The organism is Streptomyces sp. NPDC002868 (assembly GCF_055563295.1).
Window position 1 is genome coordinate 92,970 of the sequence record NZ_JBVHDR010000009.1, and the last position, 13,079, is coordinate 106,048.

A 13,079-nucleotide genomic window follows, 5' to 3' on the forward strand; every position below is an offset into this window, starting at 1 on the left:
GTGCTCGTCGTCGAGGATGAGGAATCATTCAGCGACGCCCTGTCCTACATGCTCCGCAAGGAGGGCTTCGAGGTCGCCATCGCGACCACGGGGCCCGAGGGACTCGACGAGTTCGAGCGCAATGGCGCCGACCTCGTCCTCCTCGACCTGATGCTGCCCGGGCTGCCGGGCACCGAGGTGTGCCGCCAGCTGCGCGGCCGCTCGAACGTCCCGGTCATCATGGTGACCGCCAAGGACAGCGAGATCGACAAGGTCGTCGGGCTGGAAATAGGAGCCGATGACTACGTCACCAAGCCCTTCTCCTCGCGGGAGCTGGTCGCCCGCATCCGCGCGGTCCTGCGCCGCCGCGGAGAGCCGGAGGAGGTCACCCCGGCGGCCCTGGAGGCCGGCCCGGTCCGGATGGACGTGGACCGCCACGTCGTCACGGTCTCGGGCGGGAAGGTCGACCTCCCGCTGAAGGAGTTCGACCTGCTGGAGATGTTGCTGCGCAACGCGGGCCGGGTGCTGACCCGTATGCAGCTGATCGACCGCGTCTGGGGCGCGGACTACGTGGGCGACACCAAGACGCTGGACGTCCACGTCAAGCGCCTCCGCGCCAAGATCGAGCCGGACCCGGGGGCGCCGCGGTACCTGGTGACGGTGCGTGGTCTGGGCTACAAGTTCGAGCCGTAAACCGGCCCGGGCCGAGGTGCCGGTCGGCCGGACGGAGTCCGGCACAGCGCTCCGAAGCCCGTGAGGCGCCCCTGGCGCCGAGCGGTGCGAGGGGCGCACGTGGGATGGGGCTCGAGCCGGACCCGGGGGCGCCGCGGTACCTGGTGACGGTGCGTGGTCTGGGCTACAAGTTCGAGCCGTAAACCGGCCCGGAACATACGAGGGCGCCCCGCCAGGCTTCCGGCGGGGCGCCCTCGTATGCGTACTGCTGTCTCAGTGGCCCGCGTCGTGGGACGCCGACGACGAGTCCGACGGGGTGCCAGGTTCGCCCGATTCGCCGTTGCCCGGCGTGCCCGCATGGCCCGTGGCCGTCTGGGACGGGGTGCCGGACGGCGTCGTGGACGGGGCGCCGGAGGGCTCGCCCTCCTGCGCCGGCGGCTTCGGCAGCGAGCTGGGGCCGTAGCTCGCAAAGAAGCTTGTCGCCGGGACCACGAACGCCTGCAACTTCACGTCGCCCGTCTCGCTGAAGCGGAAGGCGACCTCCTGGACGCCGCCCGCGTTCTTCGCCACCTCCTGGCCGTTCTCGATCACCGCGGACGCGTTGCCCGCGCCGCCGATGATCACCGAGCCCTGCGCCGGAACCGTGATCGGGCCCGAGCCCTGGGCCGGGGACAGCTTCACCGCGGTGTTCGAACCCGGCAGCGTGATCGTGTCGAGCGTCTGCTGCTTGGAACCGTTGTTGAAGACCGTCGCGGAGACGGCCGCAGGGCCTTCGGCGTCCACCTTCGGCTGAGTGATCACCGTCGCGTTCTGGATCTCGATGGTGTCGACCGCCGTCGCGGCATTGTCCGGCTTGACCTGGAGGGTCTCCGCGTTGTTGCCCGCACCGCAGGCGGCGAGCGAGGCGATCGAGAACACGACGGCAGTGGCGGCGAGGGCACCGCGTCGAAGGCTGCGGCTCACGGCGGCGGCATCTCCTTGGACGTACGGACGGACTGACTGGCTGGGGACGGGCTGGTGAACTGGCATGTCAACCGGCCCGCAGATCGCCAAGCCTGTGTCAGTTCGCGCTTAGGTTACCGATCGCCCGTGCCCGCCCCGCACCCGACCCGCCCCTTCGCCCGCCCCGGCCGGTCCGCCGCCCCGCGCTCTCGCCGTTTCGTACTCCGTTCACATAACAGCGGTGATCAATTCCCCGGGCCGCCACACATTTCTTACCGAATACCCGCCGGTGATCAATTCCGGATTCGGCGCAGATCCGTCCGTACGGGTGACCGACCGCCGAACGGAGTACGGGAAGTTCACCACTGAGAACCAGGCAAATCGGGACGTTCATACCCCCTGAGGGGGGTCCTGCTGTGTGTAACGTGCGCGTTTCTCTCCGCCCGCAGAGCCGCTCCGACCTGCGAATACCCCCCTCCACAAGTCGTCCGCAGCACGTTCGTGTTGCAGTTGTCAAGCCCCGAGATATGCCCTGACCTGCGAAAACGCCATTCAGAAGAAGCGGTTCTCGTGTTACTCTGGATAGCCACGGAAGGGGTACCTGTCACATGACGTTCAAGGTTGGCGACACCGTGGTCTATCCCCATCACGGGGCCGCGCTGATCGAGGCCATCGAAACTCGCCAGATCAAAGGCGTGGACAAGACCTACTTGGTGCTCAAGGTCGCCCAAGGCGACTTGACGGTTCGCGTGCCGGCGGACAATGCGGAGTTCGTAGGCGTACGCGATGTGGTCGGTCAGGACGGGCTCGACCGGGTCTTCGAGGTGCTGCGCGCACCGTATGCAGAAGAGCCGACGAACTGGTCCCGTCGCTACAAGGCAAATCTCGAGAAGCTCGCCTCCGGCGATGTCATCAAGGTCGCCGAAGTGGTGCGTGACCTGTGGCGTCGTGAGCGTGAGCGTGGGCTCTCCGCAGGTGAGAAGCGGATGCTCGCCAAGGCGCGCCAGATCCTGGTGAGCGAGCTCGCCCTCGCGGAGAACACCAACGAAGACAAGGCCGAGGCTCTGCTCGACGAGGTCCTCGCGTCCTGACGCACACAACGCACCAAAAATGCCGCGGTGCCCGCTGACATGCTGTGACTACAGTCCTGTCGCCGGGCGCTGCGGCATGTCCATCTCCATGTGTCTCTGCTTGACGTGTCTCTGCTCGCCGCCGCTCACAGCACGCACAACACCCCGACCCTTTGGTGTGCCGGGCCCGGGCGGCTGGCGCAGACCAGTTGTCACGGAAGGGTCCGGTCAAGGCGTCGCGCCCGGCACGCTGTGGCCATACCCATGTCGGCCGAGGAAACAAACCTGCCGGAGTGCAACCGATGTCAGACGAATCGCGCCCGTACCGCACCGCAGCGGTGATCCCGGCGGCCGGCCGGGGAGTACGGCTCGGCCCGGGCGCCCCCAAAGCGCTCCGTACGCTGAACGGCACGCCCATGCTCATCCACGCGGTACGCGCCATGGCCGCGTCCCGGGCCGTGTCGCTCGTCGTCGTGGTGGCCCCGCCCGAGGGCGCACCCGAGGTCAAGAACCTCCTCGACGAGCACGCCCTGCCCCAGAGGACCGACTACCTGGTCGTGCCGGGCGGTGACACCCGCCAGGAGTCCGTACGCCTCGGACTCGACGCGCTCCCGGACAACATCAGCATCGTCCTCGTCCATGACGCCGCCCGCCCGCTGGTTCCCGTCGACACCGTGGACGCCGTCATCGAGGCGGTACGGGACGGGGCCCCGGCCGTCGTGCCCGCGCTGCCGCTCGCGGACACCGTCAAGGAGGTCGAGCCGGGCGAGAAGGGCGCGCCCGAGCCGGTCGTCGCCACGCCCCCGCGGGCCCGGCTGCGCTCCGTACAGACCCCGCAGGGCTTCGACCGGGACACGCTCGTACGCGCGCACGAGACGGTCGCGCTGAACGGCGAGGGTGCGACGGACGATGCGGGCATGGTCGAGCAGCTCGGCGAGCCCGTCGTGGTCGTACCCGGCCACGAGGAGGCGTTCAAGGTGACCCGCCCCCTCGATCTCGTACTCGCCGAGGCGGTCCTCGCCCGGAGGAGGGCCAACGATGGCTTTTAAGGTGCCCCAGATCGGCATCGGGACCGACGTCCACGCCTTCGAGGCGGGGCGCGAACTGTGGTGCGTCGGACTGCTGTGGGAGGGCGAGGACGGGCTCGCCGGGCACTCCGACGGCGACGTGGCCGCCCACGCCGCGTGCGACGCGCTCTTCTCCGCGGCCGGCGTCGGCGACCTCGGCGCCCACTTCGGCACGGACCGCCCCGAGTGGTCCGGTGCCTCCGGTGTCACGCTGCTCGCCGAGGCGGCGCGGATCGTACGGGCCGAGGGCTTCGAGATCGGCAATGTCGCCGTCCAGGTCATCGGCGTACGCCCGAAGATCGGCAAGCGGCGTGACGAGGCCCAGAAGGCGCTGGGCGAGGCGGTCGGCGCGCCCGTCTCCGTGTCGGGCACCACGACGGACGGGCTCGGGCTTACCGGTCGCGCCGAGGGACTGGCCGCGATTGCCACGGCATTGGTGTTCCGGACGGCCGGCTGAATCCCGGCGTGAAATACCCGGTACGGGGGGGCGAGTTGTGGACAGGGAACCCCGGGGGCGGCTCGTATTCCGGTCGGACATAGTCACAAAGTTGTCCCCGTGGCCCAGAAGGGGCGCGGGGCACTGGCATCGGGCCACTACCCTTGATGCGTGACTATTCGCCTGTACGACACCAGCGCCCGGCAGATCCGTGACTTCACCCCGCTTCTGCCGGGTTGTGTCTCGATCTACCTGTGCGGCGCTACGGTGCAGGCTGCCCCGCACATCGGGCACATCAGGTCGGGTCTGAATTTCGACATCATGCGCCGCTGGTTCGAGTACCGCGGCTATGACGTGACTTTCGTGCGCAATGTGACGGACATCGACGACAAGATCATCAAGAAGTCGGCGGAGCAGAACCGAGCCTGGTGGTCGATCGGGTACGAGAACGAGCGCGCCTTCAACGACGGCTACGACGCCCTCGGCTGCCTGCCGCCCACGTACGAACCGCGCGCCACCGGCCACATCACCGAGATGGTCGAGATGATGCGCGGCCTCATCGAGCGCGGGCACGCCTACGAGGCGGACGGCAACGTCTACTTCGATGTGCGCTCCTTCGAGGGCTATCTGGAGCTGTCCAACCAGGAGCTGGACAACCTGCTGCAGCCGGAGAGCGAGGGCGAGACCGGCAAGCGGGACCCCCGCGACTTCGCCATGTGGAAGGCGGCCAAGCCCGGCGAGCCCTCCTGGGAGACCCCGTGGGGCCGCGGCCGCCCCGGCTGGCACCTCGAGTGCTCGGCGATGGCGCACAAGTACCTGGGCGAGGCATTCGACATCCACGGCGGCGGGATCGACCTGATCTTCCCGCACCACGAGAACGAGATCGCCCAGGCCAAGGCCTTCGGCGACGAGTTCGCGAAGTACTGGGTGCACAACGCCTGGGTCACGATGAGCGGCGAGAAGATGTCGAAGTCGCTCGGCAATTCGGTGCTCGTCTCCGAGATGGTCAAGCGCTGGCGGCCCATCGTGCTGCGCTACTACCTCGGTACGCCGCACTACCGCTCGATGATCGAGTACAGCGAGGAGGCCCTGCGCGAGGCCGAGTCCGCGTTCGCGCGGATCGAGGGCTTCGTGCAGCGCGTCGTCGAGAAGGCCGGGGGCCCGGTCGACGCCGCGCCCGAGGTCCCGCCCGCCTTCGCCGAGGCGATGGACGACGACCTGGGCGTCCCGCAGGCGCTCGCCATCGTCCACACCACGGTCCGCCAGGGGAACTCCGCACTGGCCGCCGACGACAAGGAAGCCGCCGTCGCCCGGCTCGCCGAGGTGCGGGCCATGCTCGGCGTCCTCGGCCTGGACCCGCTGGACGAGCACTGGGCGGGCGAGACCGGCCGCGGCCAAGACCTCCACGGCGTCGTCGACACCCTGGTCTGGCTGGTGCTGCAGCAACGTGAGGCGGCCCGCGCCCGCAAGGACTGGGCGACCGCCGACGCCATCCGCGACCAGCTGCAGCAGACGGGCCTGGTCATCGAGGACGGTCCTGACGGGCCGCGCTGGACCCTCGGAGCCAGCTGACCGGCGGCAGCCGGGGGTCCAGGGGTGTCCCCCGGGACAAAAACAGCCCGCCCGGACTCCCGGGGGCACACTTTCTACATACGTACGCATTCGAAGCTTCAGGAAACAGGTAGTCATGGCCGGGAACAGCCAGCGCAGGAACCGCCGCACGTCCAACAAGAAGGGCGCGAAGGTCGGCAGCGGTGGCCAGCGACGCCGTGGCCTCGAGGGCAAGGGCCCGACGCCGCCCGCTTCCGCCCGTAAGGGGCACAAGAAGAACCGCATCGCCAACGCCCAGGCAAAGCAGGCCACGCGCCGCCCCGTCGCCCGGCGCGGCGGCAAGGGCACGTCCGAGATGGTCGTCGGCCGCAACCCCGTCTTCGAGGCGCTGCGTGACGGCGTGCCCGCCTCCACGCTCTACGTCCAGCAGTTCATCGACAACGACGAGCGGGTGCGCGAGGCGCTCCAGCTCGCCACCGGCCGCGGCAACATCAACATCATGGAGGCGCCGCGCCCCGAGCTCGACCGGATGACGAACGGGCTCAACCACCAGGGCCTGGTGCTGCAGGTCCCGCCGTACGAGTACGCGCACCCCGAGGACCTCGCGGCCGCGGCCTTCGACGACCACGAGGACCCGCTGATCGTCGCGCTCGACGGTGTGACCGACCCGCGCAACCTGGGCGCCGTCGTCCGGTCGGTGTCGGCGTTCGGCGGCCACGGCGTGGTCGTCCCCGAGCGCCGGGCGGCGGGCATGACGGCGGGCGCCTGGAAGACCTCGGCCGGCACGGCGGCCCGCACCCCGGTCGCCCGCGCGACCAATCTGACGCGGGCCCTGGAGTCGTACCAGAAGGCGGGCCTCACGGTGGTCGGCCTCGCGGCGGACGGTGAGCACGAGGTCGGCGACCTCGAGGCGCTGGGCGGCCCGGTCGTGATCGTCGTCGGCAGCGAGGGCAAGGGTCTGTCCCGCCTGGTCGGCGAGACGTGCGACTACCTGGTCCGGATCCCCATGCCGGGCGGTGCGGAGTCCCTGAACGCGGGCGTCGCCGCTGGTGTCGTGCTGTACGAGGCGGCCAAGCGCCGGGTCTGAAATAGGGGGCATTGGCAGGGCTTGACGGGTCTCGGACAGATTGGGCCAGTCAGGGCAGTGTCCTAATCACAAGTCACTCGGTTAGATGAGTGTGGACACCAGAACGCCCCGGTCCGGGTTTGATGATCAGCCTGCGCTGAGCATGGTCAAGGTGGACTGCGATCCCGCGCAGGTCATCGTGAACCACGCCAGCTTCCGGGTGCAGCTTGCCCAGAGACCGCGCCCCGCACGTGCCCTGGCGGACACCGCGCGCATCCCTGTCCTCGGCGGTGCCGGGACGGGCATGCGGCGGCGGGCGCCCGTTGTGTGGAGTGGCAAGTCGGCGCCCGGTGACGTCGGGGCGACCGGCCTGCTGCAGGCCGTGCGCAACTCCACCGCGGAGCACGACCCCTTCGACACCGGCGCCACGCAGGTCATCCCGCGGATCGACCTGGCCGCCGACACCGCGCAGACGCCCACCGTCGGCGCGTACGACTCGCCAGGCTCTCCCCGCGACCGGGACAGGCCGCTGCTGCCGCCGATGCGGAAGGCGGTCGGCGCGTACGACTCGTACCACTCCTACGGCCAGGAGCCGTACGAGGGCGAGGAGTTCGAGCGGACCAGCAGCTTCCAGCGGACCGACTGCTTCGAGCGGACCGACTGCTTCGAGCGGACCGACAGCTTCGAGCGGACTGGCAGCCCGGAGCGGACGGGCGGCTTCGAGCGGACCGACTGCTTCGAGCGGACCGGCAGCTTCGAGCGGACCGGCAGCTTCGAGCGGACCGGCAGCTTCGAGCGGACCGGCAGCTTCGAGCGGACTGGCAGCCCGGAACGGACCGGCAGCTTCGAGCGGACCGGCAACGAGCCGCCGCACTCGCATCGCCGCGGCGCCACGGGAACATCAGCGGCTGACGCGGGGGGCGTCCGCCACGCGTACTACCCCGGGCGGCGGATGAACCTCGGAGTGGTGGTGCTGCCGCTGCGGGTGTTCCTCGGCTTCATCTCCATCTACGCCGGGATGGGCAAGCTCTGCGACCCCGTCTACTTCGACGGCGGCGAGCGCGGCTCGATGGTGAAGTGGCTGAACTCCCTGCACCCGTGGGCGCTCGCCGAGCCGCTGCGTGACTTCGCGCTGTCCCACCCGGTGGGTGCCGGCCTCACCGTCGCCTTCCTCCAGGTCGTAGTCGGCGTGCTCACGGTCCTCGGGCTCTGGCAGCGGGTGGCCGCGGTCATCGGCGCGCTGCTGTCGGCGGCGCTGATCCTCACGGTGAGCTGGAAGACCGTGCCGGCGTACGACGCGCCCGACATCATCTATCTCGCCGCCTGGTCCCCGCTGATCATCGCGGGCGCCCCGGTCTACTCGATCGACGGGCGGCTCGCGGGCGAGGCATGGCGCAAGCTCGGGCCGCGTTCGGAGCTGTGGGACCTGCGGCGGCGCGTGCTGCGACGCGGCAGCGTCGTCGCCGCCGTCGTGGTCGGCCTCACGCTGCTGATCGGCTCGATGCTCGGCGGGGCGGTGCGCTCGACGGACATGGTGACGGTCCCGGGGCCGAACCAGGACCCGACCAACCATCTTCCCGGGTCCCCGCTGCCGCAGGAGCCCAGCGGCGAACGCAGCTCCTCGGGCGCCAGCGGTGACGACGGCAGTCCGTCGCCGTCCGCGACCCGTTCCGACAGCCCGAAGGACGAGGAGCCCACGCCCTCCGAGGACACGGTCCGCGAGACCGGCCAGATCGGCGGACAGCCCAGCCATACGCAGGGCACGGGCCAGCAGCCGCCCGGACAGTCGCAGCCGGTCCAGCCGCCGTCCAGCAGCTCCGGTCCCTCGTCCAGCGGCGGCACGGGCAGCGCTGGCGGCTCGGGCGGCGGCTCGGGTGGCAGCGAGGGCGGTTCCGGCGGGGGCGACAACGGCGGCTCGAGCGGCGGCCGGGTGATCGGCGGCCTGCTCGGCTGAGGCTGAGTACGCAGCGAGAAGGGGCGGCCACCGCGGTGTGCGGTGGCCGCCCCTTCGGCGTGGATCCCTGTGAGCCGGGAGCGCCGGGAGCGCCGGGGAGCCGTCAACGTGCTTGCGCGGCGAGCTCCTTGGCGGCCTCGGTGAGGTCCTTGGCGGTGTCGATCGCCCGCCAGTACGCGCCGTTCGGCAGCGGGAAGCCGGCCAGCCGGCGCTCGCGGGCGAGACGGGGGAAGGTGGTGCGCTCATGGTCGCCCAGGTCGGGCAGCAGCGCGGTGAAGGCCGAGGAGAAGACGTACACACCCGCGTTGATGAGATACGGCGACGGCGGGGACTCGATGAAGTCCGTGATGTGGCCGAAGGCGTCCGTCTCCACGGCTCCCCAGGGGATCCTGGGGCGGGCCAGGGCGAGGGTGGCTATGGCGTCCCGCTCGGCGTGGAAGGCGGCCATGTCGCGCAGCGAGAAGCGGGTCCAGATGTCGCCGTTGGTGGCGTACCAGGGCTGGTCCGGGTGCGGGAGGCTGGCGGCGGCGTACTTGAGGCCGCCGCCGCGGCCGAGCGGCTCCGTCTCGACGACGGTGGTGACCCGCAGCGGCAGGTCGGCGGTCTCCAGCCACTGCTGGAGGACTTCGGCGAGATGGCCGCAGGAGACGACGGCGTCTCTCACGCCCTCGGCAGCCAGCCAGGCAAGCTGATGGCCGATGATCGGGGTCCCGGTTCCCGGGATCTCGACCATCGGCTTGGGGCGGTCGTCGGTGTACGGGCGCAGCCGCGAGCCCTGGCCGCCCGCCAGGACCACGGCCTGCGTCGGAAACGTAGGCGTATGCATGCCGTGAACGATATGCGGCGCGGGCCGGGACCCGCCGGTCAGCTCCCCCGTCAGTTGCCTGCTCAGCTGCCCTGGGTCTGCTGGGAGACGCCGGAGGCGAAGGAGGTGTCGCAGACGGGGCGGGAGAAGGTCTGGGCGCGGGTGGGGCCGTACCGGTCGACGGCGGCGCGGCCGAGCGCGCGGGCCAGCGCCATGCAGTGCCTGGCGAGCGAGGGGCGCTCCTCGACCGCGCGCTGGAGGTGGGTGAGGGCGGTGCCCGCGTCCTTCTCCTGGAGTTCGGTGAGGAGCTGGTCGCGCAGAACGTCCTGCGGGGCGCGGGACTTGGCGCGTACGGAGACGTTCTCCGATGAGGCGGTGAGCATCTGCGACTCGGTGCTCCGGCCTGCCCACGGGACGCTGGTGACCGCGAGGGTTCCGGAGAGCACCAGGACGACGGGCAGAACGAGAGCGAGAGTGCGGCCGATTCGGCGGGCTGTGTGGGTCACGCGAGCGAGCGTAGCGGTCAGTAATGATTTGGCGACATTTAGTCACCCGGCCGGGGGATGGTTCGATGATGTTTTTCGAATCAGGCGTTGACGTACGGGATCGAAATGACCGTGAAATGACCGATGTGCCGGGGTATTTGTCGACATACGAAAAACGGCCCCGCGGTGAAGTGCGGGGCCGTTCTCCGGAATTGGGGTGGGGTGAGTCGGGTCAGTCGCTGAGGCGCTCGCCCGTCGAGGTCGCGAAGACGTGGATCTCGCCCGGCCGCGGGACGACGTGCAGCTCGGCACCCTTGTCCGGGACGGAGCGGCCGCCGACGCGGACGACGAGGTCCTTGTGCTGGCCGCCGACCTGGGCGGAGCCGTACACGTAGCCGTCGGCGCCGAGCTCCTCGACGACGTTCACCGAGACGGCGAGGCCGGCCGGGGCGTCCTCGCTGTCCTTGGTGAGGGCCTTGGCGGCGGAGCCGTTGTGCTCGACCACGTCGAAGTGCTCGGGGCGGACGCCGACCGTGACGGTGGTGTCGCCCCTGTCGGCGGCGGCGGTCAGGGCGTCGCGGGAGACCGGGACGACGCTGTTGCCGAACTTCACGCCGCCGTCGGTGATCGGGACCTCGACGAGGTTCATGGCCGGGGAGCCGATGAAGCCGGCGACGAAGAGGTTGGCCGGGCGGTCGTACATGTTGCGTGGCGAGTCGACCTGCTGGAGCAGACCGTCCTTGAGGACGGCCACCCGGTCGCCCATGGTCATGGCCTCGACCTGGTCGTGGGTGACGTACACCGTGGTGATGCCGAGGCGGCGCTGCAGGCTCGCGATCTGCGTACGGGTGGAGACGCGGAGCTTGGCGTCGAGGTTCGACAGCGGCTCGTCCATGAGGAAGACCTGCGGCTCACGGACGATGGCCCGGCCCATGGCGACACGCTGGCGCTGACCGCCGGAGAGCGCCTTGGGCTTGCGGTCGAGGTACTCGCTGAGGTCGAGGATCTTCGCGGCCTCTTCGACCTTCTTGCGGATCTCGCTCTTGTTGACGCCGGCGATCTTGAGGGCGAAGCCCATGTTGTCGGCGACGGACATGTGCGGGTAGAGCGCGTAGTTCTGGAACACCATGGCGATGTCCCGGTCCTTGGGCGGCAGGTGCGTGACGTCGCGGTCACCGATGCGGATGGAACCGGCGTTGACGTCCTCGAGACCGGCGAGCATGCGCAGGGAGGTCGACTTGCCGCAGCCGGAGGGGCCGACGAGGACGAGGAATTCGCCGTCCTGGGTCTCGATCTCGAGCTGGTCGACGGCGGGCTTCTCGGTGCCCGGGTAGATCCGGGTTGCCTTGTCGAACGTGACAGTGGCCATGGTGATGTTCTCCTTCACCGGCAGGAACGTGCCGGACGATCCGAGTAAGGGAGTGGTGTAGTCCACCTGTGTGGACCTGCCGTGACGCTACCTGGCGGTGCCCGGTCTGTCAGTAGGTGGGGGGCGATGAAATTTTCGACCGGGGCGGTGCGGGCGTTGGTTACACTGCTACGGCTGCCTCCTTAGCTCAGCTGGCCAGAGCACCGCTCTTGTAAAGCGGGGGTCGTCGGTTCGAACCCGACAGGAGGCTCACGACGAAGGGCCAGTTCAGAGGGTTGATCCCTACGAACTGGCCCTTTCGCATGATCGCGGCCGTGCCACACACGTGCCACATGCCCGCTAGGACTCGGCCTCCGCTGTCCCGCTGGTTTCGCGGATCATGGCTCCCAGACGGTCGGCGAGGGCGCGGTCGCGGTCGGCGGTCATGTGCTGGTAGATCAGCGCGGCCCGCGTGCTGCTGTGCCCCATCCGCGTCATCAGCTCCCGGGTGCTCGCCCCGGCGGCGACCAAGGTGTTCCCCGTATGCCTCAGGTCATGGAAGTGGACGTCAGCAGTGATGCCCGCCTTGATGCGCGCCTTGATCCAGTCGTCCCGGAAGTTGCTGCGGCGGAGTCGGCCGCCCAGGGGACCGAGGAAGACGTGGCCATCTCGACCGGCACCCGCGTAGCGCTCCAGGTGCTCAGCCACGTCCGCCAGGATCTCGCCCGGGAATGCGACGGAACGAACGCCAGCCGCCGACTTAGGAGCCTTGTCGAACAGCTTCCCGTCCTGCATCTCCGCTTGAGCCCGCTGGACCAGGACCACGCACCCGGTCACGTCGATGTCCCGGCGCCGCAGTGACGCCAGCTCACCGAACCGCAGAGTGGTGAAGGCTGCAAGCAGGACAAGCAGGCGGTACCGCGGGGCAATGGCATCAGCGACGGCGTACACCTCGGCCACCGTCAACACCGGCCGTTCGGGCACGTCGTATCGGTCGGCTCCCTTGACCCGGCAGGGGTTGCGGCGGATCAGTTCGTCGTCAACGGCCGTGTTCATCATGGCGCGCAAGATCTGATACGCCTTGACGACGGTCGGCTCCCCCACGCCAGCGGCGAGCAGATTCCCGCGCCAGGCCCGCACACGCGACGTGGTGACATCGGCCAGCGTCCCGGCACCGAACGTCGGCTTGATGTGCAGGCGCATCACTGCTTCATTGCGCTCCCTGCTGCGGCCGGCCAGCTTGCGATCCCGCAGCCAAGCGTCCGCGTACTTAGCGAACGGCACAGCTGCCTTGTCCGGGTCAGCCCACTGCCCACGCGAGATATCAGCCTCGATGTGTGTCAGCGCTACCTCAGCGTCCGTCTTGGTCGCGTAAGTCTGTTCCGCGCTGCGGAGTTGCCCCGTGGCGGGGTCTCGATACCGCGCCTGCCACCGCCCCGACTTGAGCTGTCGAACCGAGCCGAACCGCCGTCGGTTGCCCTTCTTATTGGCCATCAGGCAGCCCTCCGCAGGTTGGGAGGGAGTACCGTCACCGGCTCAATCGTGTTCGCCGCGACGAAGGCAGTGACGGCACTTTCGGGGATGCGGACGTGTCGACCGACCTTCACGTACGTGATGCGCCGTTCCTCGATCAGCCGCCGAGGGAATCGGACCGTGGTGCCGAGGAGTTCGGCGACCTGGTCCACGGTGAGCAGTCGATCCATG

General features: G+C 69.6%; 13 protein-coding genes, 1 tRNA gene and 1 pseudogene. 9 read left to right on the forward strand and 6 right to left on the reverse strand.

The features are described from left to right. Entirely contained in the window at positions 1–672 is a 672-nt protein-coding gene (phoP, locus tag ACZ3H8_RS25700; RefSeq protein ID WP_466295925.1) for a two-component system response regulator PhoP, read from the forward strand. 110 nt (positions 673–782) lie between these two features. Beyond that, positions 783–854: pseudogene (locus tag ACZ3H8_RS25705) on the forward strand (DNA-binding response regulator); the annotation flags it as partial. A 70-nt stretch (positions 855–924) separates the two neighbouring features. Here the strand turns inward: ACZ3H8_RS25705 and ACZ3H8_RS25710 are convergent. Then, positions 925–1,614 carry a DUF461 domain-containing protein gene (locus ACZ3H8_RS25710; RefSeq protein ID WP_467405654.1) on the reverse strand — a complete coding sequence of 230 codons (690 nt, stop codon included), beginning with the start codon at positions 1,612–1,614 and terminating at the stop codon, positions 925–927. 587 nt (positions 1,615–2,201) lie between these two features. Here ACZ3H8_RS25710 and ACZ3H8_RS25715 point away from each other — a divergent pair. The 6 genes from ACZ3H8_RS25715 (at position 2,202) to ACZ3H8_RS25740 (ending at position 8,737) form a co-directional block, all read left to right on the forward strand. Further along, positions 2,202–2,684, forward strand: coding sequence for a CarD family transcriptional regulator (locus ACZ3H8_RS25715; protein WP_003953493.1), 483 nt, complete (start codon positions 2,202–2,204; stop codon positions 2,682–2,684). 281 nt (positions 2,685–2,965) lie between these two features. After that, positions 2,966–3,712, forward strand: a complete 747-nt coding sequence (gene ispD / locus ACZ3H8_RS25720) for a 2-C-methyl-D-erythritol 4-phosphate cytidylyltransferase (protein ID WP_467405655.1) — start codon at positions 2,966–2,968, stop codon at positions 3,710–3,712. After that, positions 3,702–4,187 (forward strand): 2-C-methyl-D-erythritol 2,4-cyclodiphosphate synthase, encoded by a 486-nt coding sequence (gene ispF, locus ACZ3H8_RS25725; RefSeq protein WP_467405658.1) that lies wholly within the window; start codon positions 3,702–3,704, stop codon positions 4,185–4,187. The genes ispD and ispF overlap by 11 nt, the downstream gene beginning before the upstream one ends. 150 nt (positions 4,188–4,337) lie before the next feature. Continuing rightward, the gene (cysS, locus tag ACZ3H8_RS25730; protein WP_467405659.1) at positions 4,338–5,738 is read left to right on the forward strand and encodes a cysteine--tRNA ligase; all 1,401 of its coding nucleotides are present in this window, start codon (positions 4,338–4,340) and stop codon (positions 5,736–5,738) included. Positions 5,739–5,853: 115 nt separating this feature from the next. Further along, positions 5,854–6,804: a 23S rRNA (guanosine(2251)-2'-O)-methyltransferase RlmB gene (gene rlmB / locus ACZ3H8_RS25735; RefSeq protein WP_356228850.1), complete on the forward strand. Its 951-nt coding sequence runs from the start codon at positions 5,854–5,856 to the stop codon at positions 6,802–6,804. 142 nt (positions 6,805–6,946) lie between these two features. Then, complete coding sequence (locus tag ACZ3H8_RS25740; RefSeq protein ID WP_467405662.1) at positions 6,947–8,737, forward strand: DoxX family protein; 1,791 nt, start codon at positions 6,947–6,949, stop codon at positions 8,735–8,737. Positions 8,738–8,840: 103 nt separating this feature from the next. Here the strand turns inward: ACZ3H8_RS25740 and ACZ3H8_RS25745 are convergent, their stop codons facing one another. The 3 genes from ACZ3H8_RS25745 to ACZ3H8_RS25755 form a co-directional block, all read right to left on the reverse strand. After that, positions 8,841–9,563, reverse strand: a complete 723-nt coding sequence (locus tag ACZ3H8_RS25745) for a nucleotidyltransferase family protein (protein ID WP_467405664.1) — start codon at positions 9,561–9,563, stop codon at positions 8,841–8,843. A 62-nt stretch (positions 9,564–9,625) separates the two neighbouring features. After that, positions 9,626–10,048 carry a hypothetical protein gene (locus ACZ3H8_RS25750; protein ID WP_307662627.1) on the reverse strand — a complete coding sequence of 141 codons (423 nt, stop codon included), beginning with the start codon at positions 10,046–10,048 and terminating at the stop codon, positions 9,626–9,628. A gap of 211 nt (positions 10,049–10,259) precedes the next feature. Further along, positions 10,260–11,396 carry an ABC transporter ATP-binding protein gene (locus tag ACZ3H8_RS25755; protein WP_467405666.1) on the reverse strand — a complete coding sequence of 379 codons (1,137 nt, stop codon included), beginning with the start codon at positions 11,394–11,396 and terminating at the stop codon, positions 10,260–10,262. A gap of 176 nt (positions 11,397–11,572) precedes the next feature. On the opposite strand from ACZ3H8_RS25755, the gene ACZ3H8_RS25760 reads away from it, so the two are divergent. Continuing rightward, positions 11,573–11,646 (forward strand) — tRNA-Thr (locus ACZ3H8_RS25760). Positions 11,647–11,735: 89 nt separating this feature from the next. Here the strand turns inward: ACZ3H8_RS25760 and ACZ3H8_RS25765 are convergent. Both ACZ3H8_RS25765 and ACZ3H8_RS25770 read right to left on the reverse strand, forming a co-directional pair. Beyond that, the gene (locus tag ACZ3H8_RS25765) at positions 11,736–12,869 is read right to left on the reverse strand and encodes a tyrosine-type recombinase/integrase (protein WP_467405668.1); all 1,134 of its coding nucleotides are present in this window, start codon (positions 12,867–12,869) and stop codon (positions 11,736–11,738) included. Further along, the gene (locus tag ACZ3H8_RS25770) at positions 12,869–13,078 is read right to left on the reverse strand and encodes a helix-turn-helix domain-containing protein (RefSeq protein WP_467405670.1); all 210 of its coding nucleotides are present in this window, start codon (positions 13,076–13,078) and stop codon (positions 12,869–12,871) included. Before ACZ3H8_RS25770 ends, ACZ3H8_RS25765 begins: the two co-directional genes overlap by 1 nt. Position 13,079: the final 1 nt, after the last annotated feature.